The 22,285-nt window shown below is 68.5% G+C and carries 19 protein-coding genes; 8 read left to right on the forward strand and 11 right to left on the reverse strand.

Features of this window, described 5'->3' with window-relative positions:
* The first annotated feature begins 1 nt into the window (after position 1).
* The 4 genes from OG972_RS00085 to OG972_RS00100 all read left to right on the forward strand — a co-directional run bounded on the left by OG972_RS00085 (position 2) and on the right by OG972_RS00100 (position 4,619).
* The gene (locus OG972_RS00085; RefSeq protein ID WP_266990184.1) at positions 2–505 is read left to right on the forward strand and encodes a hypothetical protein; all 504 of its coding nucleotides are present in this window, start codon (positions 2–4) and stop codon (positions 503–505) included.
* Positions 502–1,176, forward strand: coding sequence for a bifunctional 2-polyprenyl-6-hydroxyphenol methylase/3-demethylubiquinol 3-O-methyltransferase UbiG (locus OG972_RS00090; RefSeq protein WP_266977652.1), 675 nt, complete (start codon positions 502–504; stop codon positions 1,174–1,176). The genes OG972_RS00085 and OG972_RS00090 overlap by 4 nt, the downstream gene beginning before the upstream one ends.
* A 207-nt stretch (positions 1,177–1,383) precedes the next feature.
* A complete protein-coding gene (locus tag OG972_RS00095) occupies positions 1,384–3,282 on the forward strand; it encodes a glycoside hydrolase family 15 protein (protein WP_266977653.1) in 1,899 nt (632 codons plus the stop codon).
* Between the two features lie 125 nt (positions 3,283–3,407).
* The gene (locus tag OG972_RS00100; protein ID WP_266977654.1) at positions 3,408–4,619 is read left to right on the forward strand and encodes an IS4 family transposase; all 1,212 of its coding nucleotides are present in this window, start codon (positions 3,408–3,410) and stop codon (positions 4,617–4,619) included.
* Between the two features lie 397 nt (positions 4,620–5,016).
* Here OG972_RS00100 and OG972_RS00105 read toward each other — a convergent pair whose 3' ends face one another.
* Positions 5,017–5,769, reverse strand: coding sequence for an IS6 family transposase (locus OG972_RS00105; protein ID WP_266977655.1), 753 nt, complete (start codon positions 5,767–5,769; stop codon positions 5,017–5,019).
* 413 nt (positions 5,770–6,182) lie between these two features.
* Between OG972_RS00105 and OG972_RS00110 the strand changes: the two genes are divergently transcribed.
* Complete coding sequence (locus OG972_RS00110; RefSeq protein ID WP_266977656.1) at positions 6,183–6,815, forward strand: SMI1/KNR4 family protein; 633 nt, start codon at positions 6,183–6,185, stop codon at positions 6,813–6,815.
* A 617-nt stretch (positions 6,816–7,432) separates the two neighbouring features.
* Here the strand turns inward: OG972_RS00110 and OG972_RS00115 are convergent.
* Positions 7,433–8,389 carry a C40 family peptidase gene (locus tag OG972_RS00115; RefSeq protein ID WP_266977657.1) on the reverse strand — a complete coding sequence of 319 codons (957 nt, stop codon included), beginning with the start codon at positions 8,387–8,389 and terminating at the stop codon, positions 7,433–7,435.
* A gap of 417 nt (positions 8,390–8,806) precedes the next feature.
* Between OG972_RS00115 and OG972_RS00120 the strand changes: the two genes are divergently transcribed.
* A complete protein-coding gene (locus OG972_RS00120) occupies positions 8,807–9,454 on the forward strand; it encodes a hypothetical protein (protein WP_266977658.1) in 648 nt (215 codons plus the stop codon).
* 340 nt (positions 9,455–9,794) lie between these two features.
* On the opposite strand, the gene OG972_RS00125 is transcribed toward OG972_RS00120, so the two are convergent.
* From OG972_RS00125 to OG972_RS00135, 3 genes are all read right to left on the reverse strand, one after another.
* A complete protein-coding gene (locus tag OG972_RS00125; RefSeq protein ID WP_266977659.1) occupies positions 9,795–10,178 on the reverse strand; it encodes a hypothetical protein in 384 nt (127 codons plus the stop codon).
* 67 nt (positions 10,179–10,245) lie between these two features.
* On the reverse strand, positions 10,246–10,635 hold the full coding sequence (locus OG972_RS00130; RefSeq protein WP_266977660.1) for a hypothetical protein: 390 nt from the start codon (positions 10,633–10,635) through the stop codon (positions 10,246–10,248).
* Entirely contained in the window at positions 10,632–11,009 is a 378-nt protein-coding gene (locus OG972_RS00135) for a hypothetical protein (protein ID WP_266977661.1), read from the reverse strand. The genes OG972_RS00130 and OG972_RS00135 overlap by 4 nt, the downstream gene beginning before the upstream one ends.
* Positions 11,010–11,298: 289 nt before the next feature.
* Here OG972_RS00135 and OG972_RS00140 point away from each other — a divergent pair, with 289 nt between their 5' ends.
* The gene (locus OG972_RS00140; RefSeq protein WP_266977662.1) at positions 11,299–11,748 is read left to right on the forward strand and encodes a hypothetical protein; all 450 of its coding nucleotides are present in this window, start codon (positions 11,299–11,301) and stop codon (positions 11,746–11,748) included.
* Positions 11,749–11,937: 189 nt separating this feature from the next.
* On the opposite strand, the gene OG972_RS00145 is transcribed toward OG972_RS00140, so the two are convergent.
* The 3 genes from OG972_RS00145 to OG972_RS00155 form a co-directional block, all read right to left on the reverse strand.
* Complete coding sequence (locus OG972_RS00145) at positions 11,938–12,231, reverse strand: MazG nucleotide pyrophosphohydrolase domain-containing protein (protein WP_266977663.1); 294 nt, start codon at positions 12,229–12,231, stop codon at positions 11,938–11,940.
* Between the two features lie 54 nt (positions 12,232–12,285).
* A complete protein-coding gene (locus OG972_RS00150) occupies positions 12,286–14,190 on the reverse strand; it encodes an SMI1/KNR4 family protein (protein ID WP_266977664.1) in 1,905 nt (634 codons plus the stop codon).
* A 74-nt stretch (positions 14,191–14,264) separates the two neighbouring features.
* Complete coding sequence (locus tag OG972_RS00155) at positions 14,265–14,459, reverse strand: hypothetical protein (RefSeq protein ID WP_266977665.1); 195 nt, start codon at positions 14,457–14,459, stop codon at positions 14,265–14,267.
* A 491-nt stretch (positions 14,460–14,950) separates the two neighbouring features.
* Here OG972_RS00155 and OG972_RS00160 point away from each other — a divergent pair, with 491 nt between their 5' ends.
* The gene (locus tag OG972_RS00160) at positions 14,951–15,121 is read left to right on the forward strand and encodes a hypothetical protein (protein WP_266977666.1); all 171 of its coding nucleotides are present in this window, start codon (positions 14,951–14,953) and stop codon (positions 15,119–15,121) included.
* A 244-nt stretch (positions 15,122–15,365) separates the two neighbouring features.
* On the opposite strand, the gene OG972_RS00165 is transcribed toward OG972_RS00160, so the two are convergent.
* From OG972_RS00165 to OG972_RS00175, 3 genes are all read right to left on the reverse strand, one after another.
* A complete protein-coding gene (locus OG972_RS00165) occupies positions 15,366–16,946 on the reverse strand; it encodes a CYTH and CHAD domain-containing protein (RefSeq protein ID WP_266977667.1) in 1,581 nt (526 codons plus the stop codon).
* A 138-nt stretch (positions 16,947–17,084) separates the two neighbouring features.
* A complete protein-coding gene (locus OG972_RS00170) occupies positions 17,085–18,446 on the reverse strand; it encodes a M1 family metallopeptidase (RefSeq protein WP_266977668.1) in 1,362 nt (453 codons plus the stop codon).
* Complete coding sequence (locus OG972_RS00175; RefSeq protein WP_266990187.1) at positions 18,446–22,285, reverse strand: Pls/PosA family non-ribosomal peptide synthetase; 3,840 nt, start codon at positions 22,283–22,285, stop codon at positions 18,446–18,448. Before OG972_RS00175 ends, OG972_RS00170 begins: the two co-directional genes overlap by 1 nt.

Consider the following 22,285-nt stretch of genomic DNA (forward strand, 5'->3'; position numbering starts at 1 on the left):
CATGGCACGATTCGTCCGCTGGTACGGCTCCGGCCCCCTGCACCTTCTCGTCCTCATCGCCTCGTTCGCCCTCACCGGCTACGCCATGGTGCGCCTGTTCGCCGTCCGGCCGCTGGAGGTGGCGATCTGGTTCGTCGGCGCGGCGATCCTCCACGACCTGATCCTGCTGCCCCTGTACTCGCTCGCCGATCTGTCCGCCCATTCCGTCCTGCGGCACCGTTCGGACGGCATACCGCACGAGCCGTGGATCAACTACCTGCGCGTCCCCGCCTTCCTGGCCGGTCTGCTCCTACTGGTCTGGTTCCCCCTCATCTTCCGACTGGCGGTCCCCTACCCCGGTTACACCGGGTTGTCCTACGACGTCTACCTCGGCCGATGGCTGGCGATCACCGGCGTGCTCTTCGCCGCCTCCGCAGTGGCCTTCACGATGAGGCTTCGCCGCGTCCGGCGGGCCGCCCGCGCCGACGAGGAACGCCCACCGCCCGACCCCGACGGCCCCCCGTGACGACCGAGGAGAACCGACCCGCACGCCGGGACCCCTACGCACTGGCCCTGCGGACCGGCGGCGGGCCGGTGTACCTACGGCTGACGGACGGACGGTGGACCTGGTTGCCGGTGCACCGCTGGTACGCACAACCCACCAGGGCCGACGAAACCCTGCTGGAGCGCTGCGCCAGCCCCGTCCTGGACGTCGGCTGCGGACCGGGCCGGCTGTGCAGTGCACTCCTGCACCAGGGCATCTTCGCCGTCGGTATCGACGTTGCCCCGCGGGCGGTCGCCCGCACCATCGCTCTCGGTGGGACGGCACTGTGCCGGTCGGTGTTCGCCCCCCTTCCTGGTGAGGGAGCCTGGCAGACCCTCCTGCTGGCCGACGGGAACATCGGTATCGGCGGCGACCCCCGGGCCCTGCTCCGACGGTGTACACAGCTCATCGCACCGACGGGTGTCCTGCTCGTCGAGGTCGAGCCGATCGACGTTGCGGAGCGCTGTACCGCATGGGTGGAAGACACCCATGGCCATCGGGGTCCGCCGTTTCCCTGGGCACGTCTCGGCGCTCCAGCGCTCCGCCGCATCGCGCCAGAACTCGGCCTCGGCGTCACCGACGAGTGGCAGGGCGATCACCGGAGCTTCCTTGCACTGAGCCCTCAGTGCACTGCCCGGGGGCGTCCCAACTGATGGGGGATCGGCGATCCGGTTGCGAGGACATCGGCCGGGCTCCGGTGACGACCGACCAGGTGGCCTCGCCGGATCGTGGCACTCCGCCATGACAACAACGGCGGTGGGAGGTCCGGCCCGCCGATGGTGCCGCTTGAGTGAGGTCAGTTCGCTGCGCAGGGAGGCTGTGATGGATCACCGACCGGCACGTGATGTGGGCCTGTCCCGATGGCGGCGGCTCAGACCGTCCTGGCCGAGTCCGGGGCAGACGGGCTGCGGTCGGTGAGCGCGCGACCGATCGGTGACCATGCCCTGCTGTCCGACTGCCGCTCGGCCGCCCTGGTCACCTCCGAGGGCTCGGTGGACTGGCTGTGCCTTCCCCGCTTCGACAGCCCGGCGATCTTCGCCCGGCTCCTCGACGAGGATGCCGGCCACTGGTCCATCCGTCCCGCCGGACCCGCCGACGTCAGCCGCCGCTACGTCGAGGAGACCCTCGTTCTGGAGACGACCTTCCGCGCAACTGGAGGCACGGCAGTTGTACGCGACGCGCTCGCCCTGGGACGGCGCGAGCGCGGACACGCACTCGGCGAGGCTTCCCCCGGAATTCTGCTGCGTCAGGTCACCTGCACCGAAGGACAGGTGACCCTCGACATCGTCTATGCGCCACGCCCGGAGTTCGGGCTGATCCACCCGCTCCTCTCACCGGTCCGGGGCGGGCTCGCCGCGTACGGGGGCGCCCACGTGCTCCTGTTGTCCAGCCCCGTCGACCTGACCGTGAGCGGTTCCACCGCGCACGGCCGGTTCACACTGCGGGCATCGGACCGCCTCGGCTTCGCATTGCATGTTGGGCCGGCGTGGGAAAGCGAGCCGGTGCGCTGGCGGGCGGGGCGTATCCGGCGGCGCCTGAACGACACCGCCGAAGGCTGGCGCTCGTGGTCCCGGCTCCACCGCGGCTACGTCGGCCCCTGGCAGGACGAGGTGGCACACAGCGGACGCGTGCTGCGGGCACTGACCTTCGCCCCCACGGGAGCCATCGTCGCCGCGGCCACCACCTCACTGCCCGAACGCCCCGGCGGCACACGCAACTGGGACTACCGCTACACCTGGGTCCGCGACGCGAGCTTCACCCTCCAAGCACTCTCCACCGCCGCCTGCGAGAAGGAGAAGGACAAGTTCTTCGGCTTCCTCGCCCGCGCCGCGGCAACCCAGCTCCACCGCGGCGTGAACCTGCAGATCATGTACGGCATCGGTGGTGAACGCGACCTCAGCGAGCGGCTGCTGCCCCACCTGGCCGGCTGGCGCGACAGCACCCCCGTGCGAACCGGCAACGACGCCTGGCGCCAACGCCAGCTCGACGTCTACGGCGAACTTCTTGACGCCGCCCACGAGACCCTCCCACCCGGAGAGCACCTGGACCCACCCACCCGCGCCCTCCTGGTCCAGGCAGCCGACACGGCCGCCCGTCGCTGGACCGAGCCCGACCAGGGCATCTGGGAGAGACGCGGACCGAGTAGACACTTCCTGCACTCGAAACTGATGTGCTGGGTCGCCCTGGACCGCGCCATCGCCATGGCCCCCGCCCTCCGGGCCGACGAACGCGTCCCCCATTGGCGGCATGAGCGGGACAACATCCGTCAAGCCATCGAAGAGCGCGGCTGGAACCCCCGTTCGAGTACCTTCACCCAGGTGTTCGACAGTGACGAGCTGGACGCCTCGGCGCTGATGCTGCCCATCGTCGGCTTCCTGTCTCCGCACGACCCCCGCGTCCAGTCCACCGTGCTGGCCGTCGCCACCCACCTCACCGACCGCAACGGCCTGGTCCGCCGCTACCTCGGCGACGAGATCGAGGAAGCGGAAGGAGCCTTCCTGCTGTGCACCTTCTGGCTCGCCCACGCTCTCGCCCTGACCGGTCATGTCGTCCGTGCACGGCAGGTGTTCCAGACCGCCCTCGCACACGCCAACGATGTCGGCCTGCTCGCCGAGGAGACCGACCCGGCCACGGGAGAGGCCCTCGGCAACTTCCCTCAAGCCTTCAGCCACATCGGACTCATCAACGCCGCCCGCGCCATCCGCGATGCCGGACAGCAACCCGCACCGCAAGGAACCGAACACTGGTCCCCTGCATGAATCGACGACTGCCGCGTGTACGCCGTCAGGGGGGCGGACCAGCGCGGATGACTCATCCTGCGCGCCCGTCTCCCTAGCTAGCCCCAATACCGTTCAGTTAAGTGCTTCTGGGTTATTGTGGGTGGATGCCGCGTTCTGGTTGGGTGAAGCCGTCTTCTGATGTCCGCTTGTCGGATTTGGTGTCTGTGGGGTTGCTGACGCGGGTGTTTCCCGCGGATGTGGTTGACGCGGTGATCGAGGAGGCGGGGCGTACTGAGCGGCGTCACCGGTCCTTGCCCGCGCGGGTGATGGCGTACTTCTCGATGGGGATGGCGCTGTATTCGGATGGCTCCTACGAGGATGTGTTCGCGCAGCTCACGGATGGGCTGTCGTGGGCGTCGGGGTGGTCGGAGTCGTTCACGCCGCCCTCGAAGTCGGCGATCTTCCAGGCCAGGGCTCGTCTGGGGTTCGAGCCGGTGCGGGATCTCTTCGCGCGGGTTGCGCGTCCGCTGGCGGGGCCGGACACGCCGGGGTCGTGGCTGGCCGGGCGTCGTCTGGTGGCGATCGACGGGACGTGCCTGGACGTGGCAGACACGGCAGCCAACGCAGAATTCTTCGGGCGGCCGGCTTCCGGCCGGGGGGAGCAGTCCGCGTTTCCGCAGGCCCGCCTGGTGGCATTGGCGGAATGCGGCACTCATGCCGTCTTCGACGCTGTCACCGGCCCGTGCAGCGTGTCGGAGATCGAGTTGTCCCGGCAGCTCGTCGATCGGCTGGAGTCGGGCCAACTGGTCCTGGCCGACCGGGGCTTCTACGGGTTCCGTCTGTGGCAGCAGGCCGCCGCCACGGGCGCGGATCTTCTCTGGCGAGTGAAAACGAACCTGCGGCCCCGGCATCTGGAAACCCTGGCCGATGGGTCCTGGCTGGCCCGGATCGTCCCGACGTCGGGCACGAACCGGGCCACGACGGAGCCGCTCACAGTCAGAGTGATCGACTACACGGTCGATGACGGCCGGGACAACCCCGAGGAATACCGGCTGCTGACCACGATCCTCGACCCGGCCGACGTCGGCGCCGAGGACCTCGCAGCCGTCTATGCCCAACGATGGGAGATCGAGACAACCTTCGACGAACTGAAAACCCATCAACGCGGACCCCGCGCGGTACTGCGCTCGAAAGCCCCCGACCTTGTCCAGCAAGAAATCTGGGGACACCTGTGCTGCCACTACGCCATCCGCACCCTGATGGCCGACACCGCCGCGCACACCGGCCAGGACCCCGACAGAGTCTCCTTCGTCAAAGCCCTCCGCATCGCCCGCCGTTCAGTCGCGCAGGGCGCATTTTCCCCCTCCGGGCACTGACACGGCCGACGCAGCATGGCGTCACGCCATCCGATGGCTCACCCAACACCTCAACCCACCCCGCCGAAAACGCTCACACCCGCGAGTCGTCAAACGCAAGGTCCTGAAATGGGCCGCGAAACGCTCCCACCACGCACACTGGCCCCAGCCCAAACACAGCCCCCACATCACCATCCGAGTCCACTAACTGAACGGTATTGTAGCTAGCCCCAGGCCCCGCAGACAAGCAGGCCACCGGCCCACCGACGCCGAGAATGAGACCGTCGAACGACCGACGGGGCTGACGTGGCCGCTCCCTGATGGCACTACGAATCGGCCGGAGGGCTTTGTCAGGTTGAGCGAGTGCTCGAGGGTGTGAGCCGGTTCGACGCGTTTCGGCTTCGGTGGTGACAGCGGCTCAGGCTACGGCGGGCAGGCTGGCGACGCCGGTGATCTGGTCCCAGATCGCGAAGCGGATGATCATCTCGGCGCGGTAGTTCGGGGCGGTGAGGAGGTGACGGCGGGGTCGGAAGTGGGGTGAGATGCCGCTGAACGCGGCCAGGAACCGTTGTGCGGCACCCACCGATCGGAAGCCTTTCATCGCGCGCTCGCGTTGCCTCGTCGGCTGGTGGGAGTTCTCGGCCCGGTTGTTCAGGCCCTTGTGCGAGCGGTGTTCGACCGACGGCATCTCGTGGCGGTGGGCGGCGCCGTAGGAGCGGAGCTTGTCGGTGACGATCACCCGGGGCACCGACCGGGTCTTCTTCATCAGCTTCCGGAAGAAACGCCTGGCCGCGGCCTCGTCCCGCCGGTTCTGCAGCAGGATGTCGAGCACGTTCCCGTGCTGGTCCACGGCCCGCCACAGGTACCGCTGCACGCCGTTGATTTTGACGAACACCTCGTCCAAGTGCCACTTGTCACCAGGCCCCGGACGGCGCCGACGTAGAGCAGCGGCATAAGCCGGGCCGAACCGGCGCGTCCACTGGTGGACTGTCTCGTGGCTGACCTCGATGCCGCGCTCGAGCATCAGCTCCTCGATGTCGCGCAGGCTCAGGTTGAAGCGGTGGTACAACCACACACAGTGGGAGATGACCTCCGGAGGGAAGCGGAAACCCCGGTACGACGGCGTCACCACGGACAGCCCCTCCAGCGATTCGACCAGACGGATGATCATGCCGCCTGAGAAGGCCACCACTCAACCTGACAACGCCCTCCGCAGAGCTGTGCGCCGCTGCCGGGTCCGGCCCCCGTCCCATCACCACTCCCTTGTCTCGTAAGTACCAAGGGAGCTTAAAGGCCATTGATCTGTGCATGAGTACTGTTCTCCAGCACCGTGTGGCCGAGTTCGAATACTCGGTGCCAGGATCTGCCTAAGGACGTGTCATCTGCGCTGCGTGTTCATGTAGGTTCCGTTTTCACCTGTCATCCGGCTGCCTCCTGACCTGCGGATATGGATTGTTATCCGGGTGAGTTGTCGTGCGTTGCGTCCGCGTGTTCTGTCGCTTTCTTCGGAGCTTGGGGCGTGGCCGTCCGACCAGCCTTGGGTGGCTGAGGCGCGGTGTCGGCAGTTGGTGGTAGTCGTAGGGCGTGAACGACGCGATCTCGGATGCGATAGCCCTGTTGCAGGCGGCCTTCCCTGCTGAGGTCCGGCGGCAGCCTCTGGGCTGGCAGGCACTTCACTCCTGGGAGGAGCGGCATGGAGTGGTGTTGCCCGAGCCGTACCGCACCTTCGTGGCCGAGATTGCGAACGGTGCGGATGTCGGTCCGCCCGAAGAGGGGGGTCTGCTGCCGCTGGGGGAGAAGCCGACCGGCTGGGCTGGATGGAAGCCAGTGGACTGGCGCAGTCCCGAGCCGTTCGACGGCACCGCCGCCCGCAGGCCCGCCCTTCCGTTCCCGCTCAAGGAGGAAACAGAGTGGGAGTACGAGTACTACGACGACGCGCTCCACTCCCACGTGCAACACCAGGCATACCAGTGGGGTTCCGTGCTGCTCGGTCGCGATGACCCCGGCCCGTACTGCACCGCTGCCTTCTGGACACTGGTGGTGGCTGGCCCCCAGCGCGGCCAGATCTGGCACCTCAACGACGCGGGGGCAGGTCCCTATGCCCCGAATCGGCACTATGTGCGATTACTTGACGAGTTCGTCCTGTCGCCGCCGGGCGGCTTCCTGGAGTGGGTGAGGGACTGGCACACAGGGCAGGGCTGGTGGCGCGCCGAGTAGCCGTTGTGATGGGGCGTCCGGCGGACGCCCAGTCTCAAGCTCAGCCGGCTGACGCGCTGGGTGTCCCGACGCCGACAGCTCGAACCCCGCGACGAGGGCCGATCGACTGACTGTGCCTTGACCGGCGGGTATGGGTGGTTGTCCGAGGGAGTTGTCGGCGGTCGGAGCGGTGGGTGTGCTCGCTCGCTTCCGGACTTCGTGGACCGCGGCCTTTTGGCCCTCGGGAGTGAGGGCGTAGTAGGTGATGCGGCGGCCGGGGCCGCGGCCTGGGGTTGCTCGTTGGCGCCAGGAGTCGTCGTCTTCGAGGCGGGCGGTGAGCCAGCCGACCTGTTCGAGCTGGCGCAGTCGGGTGGAGATGGATCCGTTGTTGATTCCGGTTCGGTCGCTGATCTGGGCGCCGTAGAACTCTTGGTCGGGGTTGTTCAGGAGATGGCGCAGGAGGATGAGCGCCTCCGCGCGGACCCGGATTAGGGCAAACCAAACGAAAGGCTGGACCTCGAACCCCGCCCGTGACCACGGTCCCGTCCGAACCGCGACCGCCACGAAGACCGGTCGGATGACAAGTTGACGACAAGTCACGTGGACACCGCCATCTTCAGCCGGAAACTACAGTTCATTTACGGGTGTATGTGGCGGTAGGTGACGACTTTGCCGCGGTCGGGCAGAGGTGCGATGGTGACGGTGCTGCCGGGCCGAGGGGCGTGGATGACCTTGCCGTTGCCGATGTACAGCCCCACATGGCCGCCGCCGTAGGACAGGACGAGGTCACCGGGCACCAAGCGCGCCCGGCTCGTGGCGGTCCCGGCGTGGATCTGGCCCCAGGTGGTGCGCGGCAGCTTCACCCCAGCCGCTTGCCAGGCCCGCATCACCAGGCCGGAGCAGTCGAAGCCGCGCGGTCCGGTACCGCCCCAGATGTAGGGCTTACCCAGCTGTGCTCGGGCGTAGGTGATGACGGCGTTCGGCGCGGACTTCACCCGGGACTTCACAGCGGGCTTCTGCGTGGTCGTCGGCGGGGTGGCCGTCGACTGCCGTGCGGCGTCCGGGGAACCCGGTATGCCGGCGACGCGCAGCTGGTTGCCGGCGTAGATCAGCGTCGACGATCCCAGGCCGTTGAGCCGCTGCAGGGCCTTGATGGTCGTGCCGTGCGTGCGGGCCAGTGCCCAGAGCGTGTCACCGGGCCGCACAGTGACCTTCCTGACGCCTGCGGGCTTGGCCTCGGCGGTGCCCGGCCCGGCGGGCTTCTGGGTCGGGCCGGACGTCGGTACCTTGGGCGCGGGCTCGGGCGTGGCCGGTGATTTTGGCTGGAGGGTGACCGCCGGCCGGTCGGCCGAGGGCGCTCCCGACGGGCCGTGCACGCCCAGCAGCGCGCCCCCCAGCAACGAAAGCACGAACGCCGCGACCAGACCCACCACGACCCACCGCCAATCCCCGCTTTGAGTACGGATGTTGGCCGCACTGTGGCTGCGCGGTCTGCGGTGAGATGTCGGCGCCGACCGCGACGCCTGGGGTGGCTGGTGCTCCTTTGTCTTCTCCGGCGTCTGCCGCAGGGGCTTGAGCAAGGTCTGCTGTGCCATCACAACCTCCTTCGAAGGGCCGGGATTTCGCGGCCTGGAAGGAGGCTGTTCCGCTGTGTCGGTGTCCCGCTAGATCTTCGGGCGTCCGGGACAGTCCCGGCCTGTCCACGCTCCGCGGCACCTTGGTGAAAGGGCGGCGTCTCACCCCTGGACACCGCCTGTGACCTGCATAGACGACTCGGGACTGTCCCGGACGCCGTAATGCGTTGCCCACCGCTGACCCCACCCGGCACGCTCTTGCCATCGACCGGCCCACCCGGACAACGCCATACGTCGATAGCGCATCCGGGTCCGCCGCGTCTTCTCTCGCCATCTGCCGGTGTCGACGACCGGGCGAGCAGCCGTCCACACGGCCCACCCCCAGGCACCAGCCCAGGGGTGCCACATCACCGACTCATTCCTTGAGGGAGCATCCGCATGTCTGCTGTCAAAAACCGCAAGGCTCGGCCACTGATCATCGCCGTACTCGCCGGTGGTCTGGTTGCCGGCGTCGTCACTGGCACCTCCATCACCGACGTATTCACCGCCGCCTCCGAACAGGGCGGCGCCGCCGACCAGGTCGCCCTCGCCGGTACGAATGCGAAGAGCGGGGACGTGTGCGCGCCCGTCGACCGTGTGACGCCCATCCTGATCCGCGAGGGCTGGGACAGCGCCCCCGAGAAGATCACCTGGCGTAACGGCGCCTCCGCCCAGCAGCAGCACCAGTTCACCTTCACCCAGACCTACTCCGCCCGCGGCATGCTCACCGGCAAACTGCCCTCCCTTCCCAGCGTGCGGGGCAAGGCAAGGGCGCAAATCAACAAGAAGAACAAGCAGAACAATCAGGAGAGCTCCATGTTGGGCTTTGAGCTCGAACTGTCCGCCAGTATCAGCAACGCCGAGACCATCACCTACACCGTCCCCGCCCGCAGCATGTTCGTCGCCAAGCGCGGTATCTGGAAGCAGACCTGGGCCATCAAGCGCTACCAGCGGTGGTCCAACTGCCAGGAACGCTGGACCCACGTCGGCAACTACACCGGCGTCGGAAGCATGAACTACACATCCTCAAAGAAGCTCTACCGCTGAACCCATCGGCAACAACCTCTCCCGGCCCGCACACGCGTCCCGCACGGCACATCGCTCCGTGCGGGACGCCACCGGCTCCCAGGTATGCCTCGCCCGCAGCAGGGTGACAAGCTTCCTGGACTCCGGATAAGTGAGGTGAGGTTTATCCGGACTCCAGAGCGGACGGCCCGCACAGAAGCCGCAATCCGCTACAGGACGGCTGGCCGCTTCCAGGATGTCCGCCCCGAATCCTGCCGAATCGTCACACCGTAATACCTCCTAAAACCGGCGCTCCGGGAAGCTGTCCTATCTCCGTCCCCGTCGTGGTCTGGCCGTGCCCGTGAGGCAGGCACAGGTGTAGTCAGCCCCAGTCGCCGTTGATCCACGCGAGCAGGCGGGCGCGCTTCTTGTAGGAGCAAGGAGCGTAGACAGCGCCGGACGTGACGTACGTTTCGGACCCGCCCCGCAGGTCGTACCCGTAGTCGCTGGGGCCGTATTCGCCGTCGCGGTAGCCGTCCATGTCGTCGGCCCAGTCGAGGAGACCGAAGTCGAGGTTGAGGTTCTCGAGGTACCGGGCGGGGTCGGCCGGTTCTACCGGTGCGGGACGACCGTCCGCCCCGGCGGTGAGCCGGTCTTCGAGGCAGCCGTCGGAGCGCACCGGCTGGCCCAGCCACCACCCGGCCAGGAACACGGCGTACAAAGTGGTGGCGGCGCCGAGGCGGCGCAGGGTTATCCAGGCAGGCATCCGGGGAGTGTCGCACGACACTAGGCCGGCGCCCGCGTCGGCGGACACCCCGGGCCACACCGCCTCTCTACCGCCAGTGGCCCTCGAACCACGCTCGCATGCGGGGGCGTTCGCTCGTGTCGTTGGTGCAGGCGACGGCGTAGGAGACGACCGTCTGGGACAGCCTGTCGTCGGCGCCCCCACGCGGGTTGTAGGGGGTTTTGTAGGCCGGGTCCGGCGTCGGGTCGAGCGGGAGGGGGGACTTCGAGTCGTACCGTGACGGGTACGCCGTCGGCGTCGGAGTGGGTGTGGGGGATGGTTCGGTTTCGTACTCCTCGGCGATCCGGTCGAGGGCGGCCTGGTCGACGTGGCATTCGGGGGTGACGGGCTGACCCAGGTACCAGCCCGCAACGAATACGCCGTAGATCGCGGCGGCGGCGCCGAGGCGGCGCGGGGTGACCCAGCGGGGGGTGTTCACCGGCGGCCCCGTTCCAGAACACAGACGGCGCCCCGTAGCGCCTGGACAGCGGCTTCGGCGTCCTTGGCCCGGCTGTCACGGATGAACCGGCAGGCGGTCGAGAGCGACTCCTCCCGCATGGCGGCCTCATTCCCCATGGTCGCGGAATAGCCGGTGCACACGCCGGGCAACGGGTCCCCGGTCATGGACTGGTTCCCGGTGCCGTGGCGGGGGCCGACCGAGTGCTCGACGACGATGTTGTCCGGGTCCGCGCTGCCGCTCTGGTCGGCGGCGAGGGTGAACCCGGCGCCGAACGCGGCGGCGGTGAAGGCCGCCCCGATTCCGAGGGCGGCGCGGAGGCTAACCCGGCGCATGTCGGGCGGTGTTGTGCTCATGCCGAAGGACCCTACCCGCAGGTGTAGACCTATCTGCCGGTATGTGTGTCCCTCGACATGCGGCCGGCGCGGGTGTCGCGGGGAACAGGCCGCGCGAGGCTGAACGGCAGGCGTTCGCGCTGAGCACGATTACGGAGGCGATGGCAGGCGCGGGCCGAGTCGAGGAAGCCGTAGCTCTACTGGATCGGACCGTGGAGCTGACCCGCACCATCACCAACCCTGCGGATCAGGCGTTCGTACTCAGCACGGGCGTCGTAACTTCCGTACTGCCGGTGCGTTGGGGCCCCTCATGCGACGGATCATCTGTCTGGCCGCCGGGGCGGCCGCTCTGCTCGTATCCACTCCCCCGCCGGTGCTCGCGGCGCAGCCCGCCGCTGCGGCCCGGATGGTGGACACCCACCGCTGCACACCGCGGCGCGACTACTGCATCGTGCTGCGGTACGACACCTCCTCCCGACGAGTGCCGCTGATCATCGCCCACAAGGTCTCCGGACGGGTAGGACATATTTACTGGACCTACTGGGCCCGGTGGTCGTACAAGAGACCGGGACACGGCGCGAAGGCCAACAGGTGGAAGCGGTCCTCGTGGACGGGCGACAACGGGCGGGCGCCCGGCGTCGCGGTGGAAACCCTGTGGAGGCACCGCGGCCGGTCCGGCGGACCGAAGATGCCCAAAGAGACCATGATGTGCATTCAGTTCAAGGGATCGGATCACAAAGCCTGCTACCGCCTCGGCTGACTGGTCTGGAGGCCGCGTTCCGCCTTGGCGTCAGCAGCAGCCGCGTCGTGCCGGATCGGCCGGAGTATTCAGCCGGGCGGCAGCAGAGCTGGGCTTGTACGTTCGGCGTTGAGTGCTCTGACAGGACTGCACTAGCCCCTGGCCCCGCGGCTCATCACCCAGACGCGGGATCAGGGGCCCGGCTGGGGCTCACCCTGGGCGTAGAGCATGGGTCGTCCCTCGCGCGGTGATCGACTGGTCGAGTCCGTCCATCGTGCGCAGGAACGCGGCGTTCAGATCGACGTTGTACCGGTGCGCGAGGATCAGCACGGACCACAAGCAGTCCGCGAGTTCGTGCTCCAGAGCGGGACGGCCGCCCGGCATGTCACGGGCGCCTTCCTGTGCCATGACGATCTTTGCCAGATCGCCGACGTCCCCGACGAAGCCGAGCATGAACTCCTCGCGCGTCCACACCCGGCCACGTTCCCTCACTGGGCTGGTCACCGGGGATGTCAGTGGGGCAGTGGCGGCGCGGAAGGGGTACGGGTGCTTTGTCCGTCAGCGTGCGGCATCCCAGTTCATGCTGATCACGGCGTAGGTCTCCCCGTTTCCCGGCGGCCGCGTCCATGAGCGGGTGGTGAACGTGTGCAGCCGTCCGTTCGTGATCGCGTGGCGCGGCAGGTGGACACCGAACTCGCCGGTCACGGCCTCCAGCAGCGACCGTTCCGCCTCGGTGTCCTCCTCCCGGGAGCCGAAGAACCGGTCCGGGTCCAGTGCCGGTGGTATCTGTCCGGTTCGGTGTGTCTCTCCGTCCGCGTACGTGAAGGCGTACTGCTCGGTACCGTCCTGCGCTACGGAAAGGTGGAAGAACGGTTCCCCGCGCCAGGTCCTCAGACCGCTCCACACGACCACTGCGCGGGTGCCCGCGCTGGCGGCCGCGGCCGGGGAGACTAACCGCTGCGGGTCGAAATGCGCAGGGTCGCTGTCGAAGGCGAAGCTCCAACGGGTGCCGGCCTGTCCGACCGCCATGAGGGCTTTGTCGTCGTAGGACGAGAACTCCCTCTGTCCGCGGAGCAATCGGTGGCGCGCTTCGTGGGAAGTCATGGGATCGTCCAGCGCTGCTTCGTTCCCGTCCGCGAGGCGTCCGGGCAGGTCCTCCGGCTCTACACCTTCGACCAGGACGAACCGGTAGGACGTGAGGTTGTCGAGGGCGTCCGGGGCCGCGAGCCACGCCAGGTTGTCCGGGTCGAGGCCAGCCGGCTGGCTCGGTGCCTCACCCGCCTGTCCGCCCCTGGGGGTGGACAGCAGCTCGCGGCCCCGTTCCGGGGTCAGCAGGGGGCCGAGCAGGGGGTCTGCCACCCACCCCAGCGGCGCCAGGTGGTCGGGGCCCAGCGGCTGCCATACCGGCAGAGCGTCCATCAGCGTCCGCCATGCCCCGTCGGTGTCGCCCCACCGCGCCAGCTCCCGTGCCCGTTCGACCGCTTCCCCGAACGGTCCGGCCGCCGTGTACCGATACGTGCCGTTGCGCACCTGCTCCAGCGTCGCGTAGGCCAGCGACACCACGTCGTCACCGGCTCCCCGGTGGAACATCAGCGTGGAGTCGTCCCTGTACGAGTGCGCCGCGTGCTCGGCGACCAGCGCTGGCAGCAGCTCGGGCGCATACCGCGGGTCGGTCACCACGTCCTCGAAGTACACCATGTAGGTCTGTCCGACCAGACGGCGTATCTGGTCACCCAGCCCGACGGCCCGCGGCCTGCCGTACTCCTTCGCCTCGTCCAGCGCGTGCCCAGCCCGTTCCCAGCCGCCGCGCAGCGCCTCCAGTCGGGCCTGCTCCACCAGGGCGTCCAGCTCTCGCGTCGTGTCGTTGGCGAACTCCGACTCCCCGTCGGCCCGGCGTGCCCGCAGGCTGTGGAACTCCCGGAACATGTCCCGCATGAACTCACGAAAGTTTGCGTACCGCGCGGGCGGTGCGGCCCGCCAGCTCGCCCACGTGTAGACGGCCCACTCGCCCTCCTCGTCCGCGTCCTCGGGATCCATGAGCACGCGGGTGGCGTCGGACTCCACTTCGAGCTGCAGCCCGCGCCGCCAGATGTCCGCATCCCGCCGCTCGTCGGGTCCGGCGTCCTCGTCCAAGTACTCCTCGAACATGTCCGCGAGCCCCGACTCGTTGTTGTGCCAGCGCGCGTCCGTGGCCCCAGCCAACAGCCAGACGAACCCGCCGGCGTGCTGCCACCCGTCGCTGACCTTGAGAAACTCCCGGTACGACGGGGGCATCCGTCGGCCGAGGCGCTCCTCCATGGCTGCGATCCGCTCCTCGGACGCGGGCGGGAACCCCAACCACCGAACCCGCCGGGCGGCTTTATCCTCCTCACTCTGCGTCTCATCATCGGGCAGGGAATCCGACCACTCCCCGCTCCATCTGAGCAGGAACGGCCGCCAGTCGAACGCTGTCGTATTCGTCATGCGTCCGCATGCTGCCATCCGCCGCTGACACTGCCCTGTAATGCCTGGCGGCATGGGGCGGCTACCGACACTGCTCATGGCCAACCCGATGACGTTCTCGCGTCCCACGACACCTGGACGGTCGAGCCGAAGGCTTGGAGACGGCCCCGCCGTACCTCCGTCACTACCGAGACCGCGAACTGCATCACGACCGGCACATGGATGCCCGTGGTGAAGAGGACGAGGGTGCCGTCGCCGTAGCCGTGATAGCCGTTCCGCCGGTTAGTCACTTCGCGCGGGAGTCGCCCCACCGTGGTCCACCCGGCGCCCGTAGACGTCCCGGCGGCGCCGTGCCTGGCGGAGGTGTCCAGCAGGCAGGACGAATACGCGGCCTTGCGCCCCCGGGCTCCCGTCGGACACCAAGCGCTGCTTGGTATCCCTGGCCATCACGGTCAGGGATGCCGGCCGGTGGCCGGTCCGGAGTTCTGCCGAGAAACCGGAGCCGGAGCGCCGGTCGTACAGTACGCCCGCCCTTTGCAAGTCGGTATGCGAACGGAGTGTCCATCCGCGGTGGAAGTCGTTGTGCACGACTTCGCGCACAGGCCCCCGTCCTCTGTGCGAAGTCTGAGGGCCCGCCCCCGGAAAGCGCCGCCGACAGGGACGGGCCCTCACCCCTTCTGGTGGACGAGGAATCGGCGATACTTCGGGGGGCCTGGGCCCGCGCGGCCGGGTCGGAGGAACGTCACTGGCCCGGAGTGCGGAAACAGGGGAACAGGAGCGCATGATCTACGGACACCACCGCGCCAAGGGCGCTCCCGCCTTGGGAGCCCTTCCCGGGGAGGAAGGCCCCTTCGGCCGTCGGCCCGCTCCGGTCGAGGACGACGGCACCGATGCGGGCGTCCAGGGGCCGACCACCATGGTGCCCTCTCCCCGGGACGGGAGTGGGTGGTGACGCTGTGGCGGCAGGTCCTGGCCGCACTCAATGATGACACCCTGGACGACACCGAACGTGAAGGGCTTGTGGCCTGCGGCGCCGCCCTGCGCGAAATCGGTCGTCATGGGTAGCCCGGACGGCCTGGGCGGCGTCGGACCGGACGTGACCACGACGATGCGGCTCACGCGCGTCATCGGCGGACAACGCAGCGGGAGCGAAACGGTTCCCCGCCGCGAACTGGGGCCGATCACCCCTGGCTCTCTCAGCGCGCGAGACGTTTTCTGAGTTTGGGGCGGGAGGCCAGCTGCCAGGCAGCGGGCAGCTTTCGCTCGGCGTCAACGGCCCGGTCGTGCTCAGCGTGGTGCAGGAGTCCGTAGGTGAAGGAACTCTCACCCGCGAGGGTGGCCTGCGTGGCAAGGTCGCAAAGGGTGTTACGGGCGACCACGCTGTCCTGGTGTTCGCCGAGCAGCTCCTGCAATGCCTTCATCTGGACTCGGAACTTCTTGGCGGGCTTGCCCAGAGCTGGCTGCACTGCTTCAGCGGCGTAGCGGGTTCGCTTTGCCGCCTTGCGGGCCTTGTGAAGCTGAAGGTCTCGCTCGGTTCCCGGTGGAGTTGTCCGGGTGGGCTGGATCCGGTTGGCGAGTCGCTGCCAGTCCCGCAATACATCCTTGGGCAAGGCGGCGGTGGCGGGTTTGTCGGAGCCAGGAAGCAGGGGTGGTTGTGCGAGCAGTGCGTCCAGGGCCTGTAGTAGTGCGAGGTAGCGGGGGCCGTTGAGGACGGTCATCAGGCCTGATCGGGTGTCTGTGCGCTGCGCGTCGGACCAGGTGCCCACTCGGGTGGGGACCGGTCCGACGATCAGTGGTTCCGGGAGCTCATCGATCCGCTCGTGCAGTCGGGCGGTGAGGACTTCGCGGTCGCGGTCCACGCCCAGTTTTGCGCCGAGCCATTTGAGTTCGTCGGCGAGCGGTTCGGTGGCCTTGCGGTCCAGTACGGTGCGGAAGGTTTTTAGGGCGCTGCGCAGGCGGCGGGCGGATACTCGCATCTGGTGGACTGCGTCGGGTTGGTTGCGTCGAACTGCGATGTCGAGGTTGGTGATGCGGGCCGTGTGTTCGGTCAGGTATCCGAGAACGACGTCGGCTGCGGAAGGTCGCTTGGTTTTTCTCTTCTTCGTTCCGTGCGGTGTGTGAGTGGGGCGTGTTGGCTGTGCGGACAGCCGGGCCGGCAGTCGGTTTCCCAGGGCACGGGCGAGTTTGGATGCCGATCTGCTGCGCTGCATGCCAGCGGCGGTCAGGTGGTGCTCGACGGTGTCGAGAAAAGGGAGCGATCCCTCGATGAGTTCGACTTCGGTCTCGGACCATTCCATGGAGGCGGCCACCTCGGGCGTGGCGGGGTCGATGGGGTGGGCTGTGACGTTGTCGTAGGAGACCTCGGCGAGTGCTCCGCCTTCCGCGTCCAGCAGGCGTCGGACATCGCGTACGTTCACGATGCGGACCACGGGGAGCAGTGACTGGTCGCGTGTGCGGGCGCGTACCAGGGAGGCCAGCGTGCCCGGCACGGCTGTCTCGTCGGTTAGGGGCGCGCGGATTTCCTCGCGGGTGTCTGGTCCGGAGGGGAGCTTGAGGTGCCACCCGGCGTCGCTGCCGCCTGTGCGTCGGCGAAGTGTGATGCCGTGTGTGCTCAGCTGTAGGTCAGGGGTGTCGTAGTAGGTGGCGTCCAAGATCTCGGTGCGCTCTTCCACCTGGGTTACGCCCTTGATGTCGTTCAGTGGGGGCAGCGGTTGCGCGTCCAATGAGGCTTCGTACTTGCGCTCGATCTCTTGTGTTGCATCTGTCCTGGTCTTCATGTCCAACAGCCTGCTCCGTGCCGCGGAATCCGGCACCAGGCGATACGCCGAAGGGAGAGCTGGTCGATGGGCGATGAGGCCGGTCTGGGCCAGGGCCGCAGGGACGGTCACAACTCCGTCTTCGGGTGATGGGGCGCCTCAGCCTTGCCAGTTAGCGGAGTGGGGCAGTTCCGGCAGCTGGGTGTCGTGGAGCCACGTCGTGAAGAGCTCGTCCAGTGGCTTGAGGGTGTGCCGTTGCGCTGTGGCTATGAACGCTTCCGTCGTCACTGTGCGGTGTCGATAGGTGGCGGTCCATTCCTGGAGCATGGCGAAGAATGCGGTGCTGCCGAGCGTCGTGCGCAGTGCGTGCAGTGCGAGTGCCCCGCGCAGGTAGATCCGGTCATCGAACATCTGCCGTACACCGGGGTCGGCGACCCGCAGATCCCGAGGGTGTTCCGCGAGGCTTGCGTGTGCCTGGGTCGCCAGGTCGGCGGCCCGCCTGCCGCCGGAGGACTCCGACCACAGCCATTCGGAGTAGCAGGCGAAGCCCTCGTTGAGCCAGATATGGCGCCAGGCGGCGAGGGTCAGGCTGTTGCCGAACCACTGGTGTGCCAGTTCGTGGGCCACGAGTCGCTCGAAGCTGCGATGCCCGTCGACATGGTTGGCTCCGAAGATGGACAGCCCTTGGGCCTCAACGGGGACTTCCAGATCCTCGTCGACGACGACTACGGCGTACCGGTCGAAGGGGTACGGGCCGAAGAAGTGCTCGAAAGTCGTCATCATCTGGGAGTGGCGGGCGAAGTCCCACCGGAACCGTGTGAGCAACCTGGCGGGTACTGCCGCTGTCTGCGGTATCGGGGCGGGGGCGAGTTCGACTGTCTCGAAGTGGCCGATCAGCGCGGTGGCCAGGTAGCTCGCCATGGGCGTCGGCTGCTCGTACACCCAGGTCGTGGTGCTGGAGTGTGTGGTGCGGGAGTGCAGATTGCCGTTGGCGAGCACCGTGTAGGGCGATGGCGCGGTCACCGAGATCCGGTAGGTTGCCTTATCCGCGGGGTGGTCGTTGCAGGGGAACCAGGAGGGCGCGCCGATCGGCTGTCCGGCGACCAGTGCACCGTCGTCCAATTCCTCCCAGCCCAGGTCGCCCCAGTGGCTGCGGATCGGCCGGGGGTTACCGACGTAGTGCACCTCCACGGTGAACGGTCTGCCAGCGCGCAGCGCTCGGGCGGGCCAGATCCGCAGCTTGCCCGCCCGGTGGGTGTACCGGGCGGCCCGGATGCCGTCCACCTTGACCCGGTCGAGCCGGAAGGCGCCAAGATCGAGAGTGAAGTCGGTGAGTGCCTGCTCGGCGACCGCAGCGAGCACCGCCCGTCCGGACAGTCGTCCGGAGTCTGGCCGGTAGCGCAGTTCCAGGTCGTAGTGCGTGGTCCGGTAACCGCCGTTGCCGTGCCCGGACAGATAAGAGTCCGCAGATGTGGCCGCTCCGGACGAGGGGCGAAGCGTGCTGCGGTTGCGCTCGGCCATTACTCTTCGAGGCTTCTTTCCCTGGGCCAGGTGGCGATCGGATTACCGAGCCAGTGGGTACCGGAAGGCACGGCTTCACCGCGCATCACCAGTGATGCCGGTCCCACCGTGGTGTGGGACCCTACATCGGCGCCGGGCAGCACGATGGTGTGCGGACCCAGGGTAGCGCCCTCCTGAAGAACCACCTCGCCCATGCGCATGATCCGGTCGTGGAACAGGTGCGTCTGGAGCACGCAACCGCGGTTGACGCTCGCAGCGTCCCCGATCCGCACCAGGTCGGCCTCGGGCAGCCAGCGGGTCTCGCACCACACGCCGCGCCCGATGCGGGCTCCGAGGCAGCGCAGCCACAGGTTCATCAGCGGGGTGCCTCCGATCGCTCCGACGAGCCACGGAACGGCGAGTACCTCCACGAAGGCGTCGGCCAGCTCGTTGCGCCACACGAACGCGCTCCACAGCGGCCGCTCCATGACCTGGAAGTGGCCGACGAGCAGCCATTTCGCCGTCGCCGCGACCGCGCAGGCCAGCACGCCTGCGGTGAACAGCAGCAGTCCGCCGCCCAGCGCTGCCGCTGCGAACCCCAGCCGCACTGCCAGGACTTCGAAGGCGGCAAGCACGAGCACCGTGAGCGCGACGGTGCACATGACCGGCACGAGCCTGCACAGTTCCACGCCGGCTCTGGCCAGCACCAGGCGGCGTGGCGGCTCGAAGGTACGGCTCGGGTCGCTCTTTTCGGCAGTGCGCCGAAGCTTCATCGGTGGCATACCGAGATAGGAACTGCCCGCCTTGGCGCGCTTGGGGGCGGCGGACAGCACGCCCACCAGGCCTCGGTTGGGTACCGAGCGTCCCGGTGCGGCCATGGCCGAGTTGCCGAGGAACGCGTGCTTGCCGATGCGTGCGGCCGCGATGCGCAGCCAGCCGCCGCCCAGTTCGTAGGAACCGACCATGGTGTCGTCGGCGAGAAACGCACCGTCGCCGATCCGCGTCATGGTCGGCAGTGCCAGCACCGTCGATGCCTCCACTCGGCGTCCGACCCGCATACCCAGTGCGCGCAGCCATGCCGGGGTGAGCAGGCTCGCGTACAGGGGGAAAAGGCCGACCCTGGCCGCGTCCATCAGCCGTTCGGTGCCCCAGGCCTGCCAGCCGATGCGACTGTGAACGGGGTGACTTCCTTCCCGCAGGCCGAAGCTGAGCAGGCGCACGCCCGTCAGCAGCAGGAGCGCGTAGCACATCAGTGAGCTGATCGCGGCGAGCGGCACCGAGAGCAGTGCGCGGCCCAGCGCGGCTGTCGGGTCGGCCTGTCCGCGCATGAACAGGCCGGTCACCATCAGCCCGGGCAGCGCAGCCAGCGGGGGCAGCACCGTCAGTGCCGTTGACGTCAGCGCGTAGGCAAGAGCCCATCGCCTGCTGTGCGGGGGACGGGCCCGCCGCGGGTGCGGCGTCTTGCCAGTGGGGCGGGCCGGTACACCCGCCCAGCGTTGGCCGGCGGGCACCACACCGGCCACCGCGCTGCCCGGCGCCAGGCTTGCCCGCTTGCCGATCCTGGCCCCGGGAAGAAGAACGCTGCGAGATCCGATGGTCGCCCCCGAACCGATACGGATACGGCCGATGTGCAGCACGTCTCCGTCCAGCCAGTGGCCGCACAGGTCCACCTCCGGCTCGATCGCGCAGCCCCCGCCCAGTTCGAGGAAGCCGGTCACCGGTGGCAGTGCGTGCAGGTCGGCATCCGCACCGACCTGGGCCCCCAGCGCTTTGGCGTACCAGGTCAGCCAGATGCCGGTCAGGTGGGTCGCACCGCTGAGCACCGCCAGACGCTCAGCGGTCCACAGCCGCAGGTGCACACCGCCGCCGCGAGGATAGGTGCCCGGGCGAAGCCCGTGCAGCAGCAGCCGCGCACCTGACGCCGCGATCCCCAGCCGACCTGCAGTGCTTGCAAACAACACCCAGCCCATGGCCACCCACCACCAGGAGACGGCGGGTGCCCAGGGGAAGGAACCGAGCCAGTGAAGTGCGTTTCCGACTGCCGCCAGTGCCACGACCCAGGGCAACGCGGCCACGGTAAGCAGCGGCACCATCAGCAACGTCTGGGCGAGCGCGGCACGGCGCGGCGTGGGCTGCACCTGCCGCGCGGGATGGCGACCGCTTTCCAGCTCGTCCAATCGCGCGGCCAGGGCGCTCAGCGTCGGGTACTGGTAGACGTCAGTGACGGAGCAGTTCGAGAAGCGCCTGCGGATCTGGGACACCAGGTGCGCGACAGCAAGACTGCTGCCCCCGCAGCAGAAGAAATCCGCGTCCGCGCTCTGCACCGGGCTGCCGAGGATCTCGCTCCACTGCGTGGCGAGCCATCCTTCGGTACCCGCAAAATCCGGGATCGGCGCGCCCCTGTCAGTCCCGGGCAGGGGCCAGGGCAGTGCGACACGGTCGATCTTCCCTGAGGTGCGGGTCGGCAAGGTGTCCACCACGGCCAGCAGCGGGACCAGGGCCGGCGGCAGAATCCGCCGAAGTCGCGCCAGTGCCCGCGCCGTGTCGAACGGCTCGTCCGGCGCGTCCGGATCCAATGCGCTGACCAGGTACCCGATCAGCAGAGGGGCGCCGCTCGCCGAGGTGCGCACGGCCGCCGCAGCACCGGCCACGTTCGGCAGTGCCCGCAGGGCCGCGTCCACCTCGCCGAGCTCGATCCGTCGCCCGCCCAGCTTGATTTGCTCATCCGCCCGGTCGATGAACAGCAGCCCTGCTGCTTCGGCCCTGACCAGGTCCCCACTGCGGTAGGCCCGTGGCCAGCCCAGTGATGCCAACGGCGCGTACTTTTCCGCGTCCCGGGCCGGATCGAGGTAGCGGGCCAGCCCGACCCCGCCGATCACCAGCTCACCGACCTCGCCCATCCCCACAACCTCGCCGCGGGAGTCCACCACCGCGAGGTCCCACCCCGCCAGCGGCAGCCCGATACGCACCGGGCCGTCTGCGGTGAGCCGGGCAGCACAGGCGACGACGGTGGCCTCGGTGGGACCGTAGGTGTTCCACACCTCACGCCCCGCGACAGCGAGCCGGGCCGCGAGTTCAGGCGGGCACGCCTCACCCCCAAGAATGAGCAACCGCACCCCGCGCAATGCCTCGGCCGGCCACAGCGTAGCCAGCGTCGGAACTGTGGACACCACGGTGATTCGCTGCTGCACCAGCCAAGCACCCAGGTCAGGCCCGGTACGCACGAGCGACCGCGGCGCGGGGACCAGACAGGCTCCGTGCCGCCACGCCAGCCACATCTCCTCGCACGAGGCATCAAACGCCACCGACAGTCCAGCCAGCACCCGGTCGCCAGGGCCCAGCGGCTCCTCCACAGCGAACAACTGTGCCTCGGCGTCGACGAACGCCGCCGCAGACCGGTGGGTGACCGCCACTCCCTTCGGCTTCCCAGTGGACCCGGACGTGAAGATGATCCAGGCATCGTCGTCGGGCCTCGGGCATCCCGCCACACCGCTCGCCCCCGCGCGTAGCGTCAGCTCGCCTCCCGCACCGATGACCGCTGCGACCCGGGCCTCGGAGAAGACCAACTCGGCCCGCTCATCCGGATCCTCCGCATCCACCGGCACATAGGCCGCCCCGGCAGCCAGCGCCCCCAGGATCGACACATACAGCTCCACACTCCCCGAGGGCATCCGCACCCCGACCCGGCCACCCACACCGATGCCCGCACGCCGAAGCCGCCCCGACATCGCGCCCACCTCGGTCAGCAAATCCCGATAGCTCAGCGCCGTGGTCCCATCATCGACCGCCAGCGCATCGGGGTACCGGCGAGTGGTTGCCTCCAACACGTCCAACAACGTCCGGGAAGGAGCCGCTCCCAT

The organism is Streptomyces sp. NBC_01669, assembly GCF_026339735.1.
In the GTDB taxonomy this organism is placed as follows: Bacteria; Actinomycetota; Actinomycetes; order Streptomycetales; family Streptomycetaceae; genus Streptomyces; species Streptomyces yanii.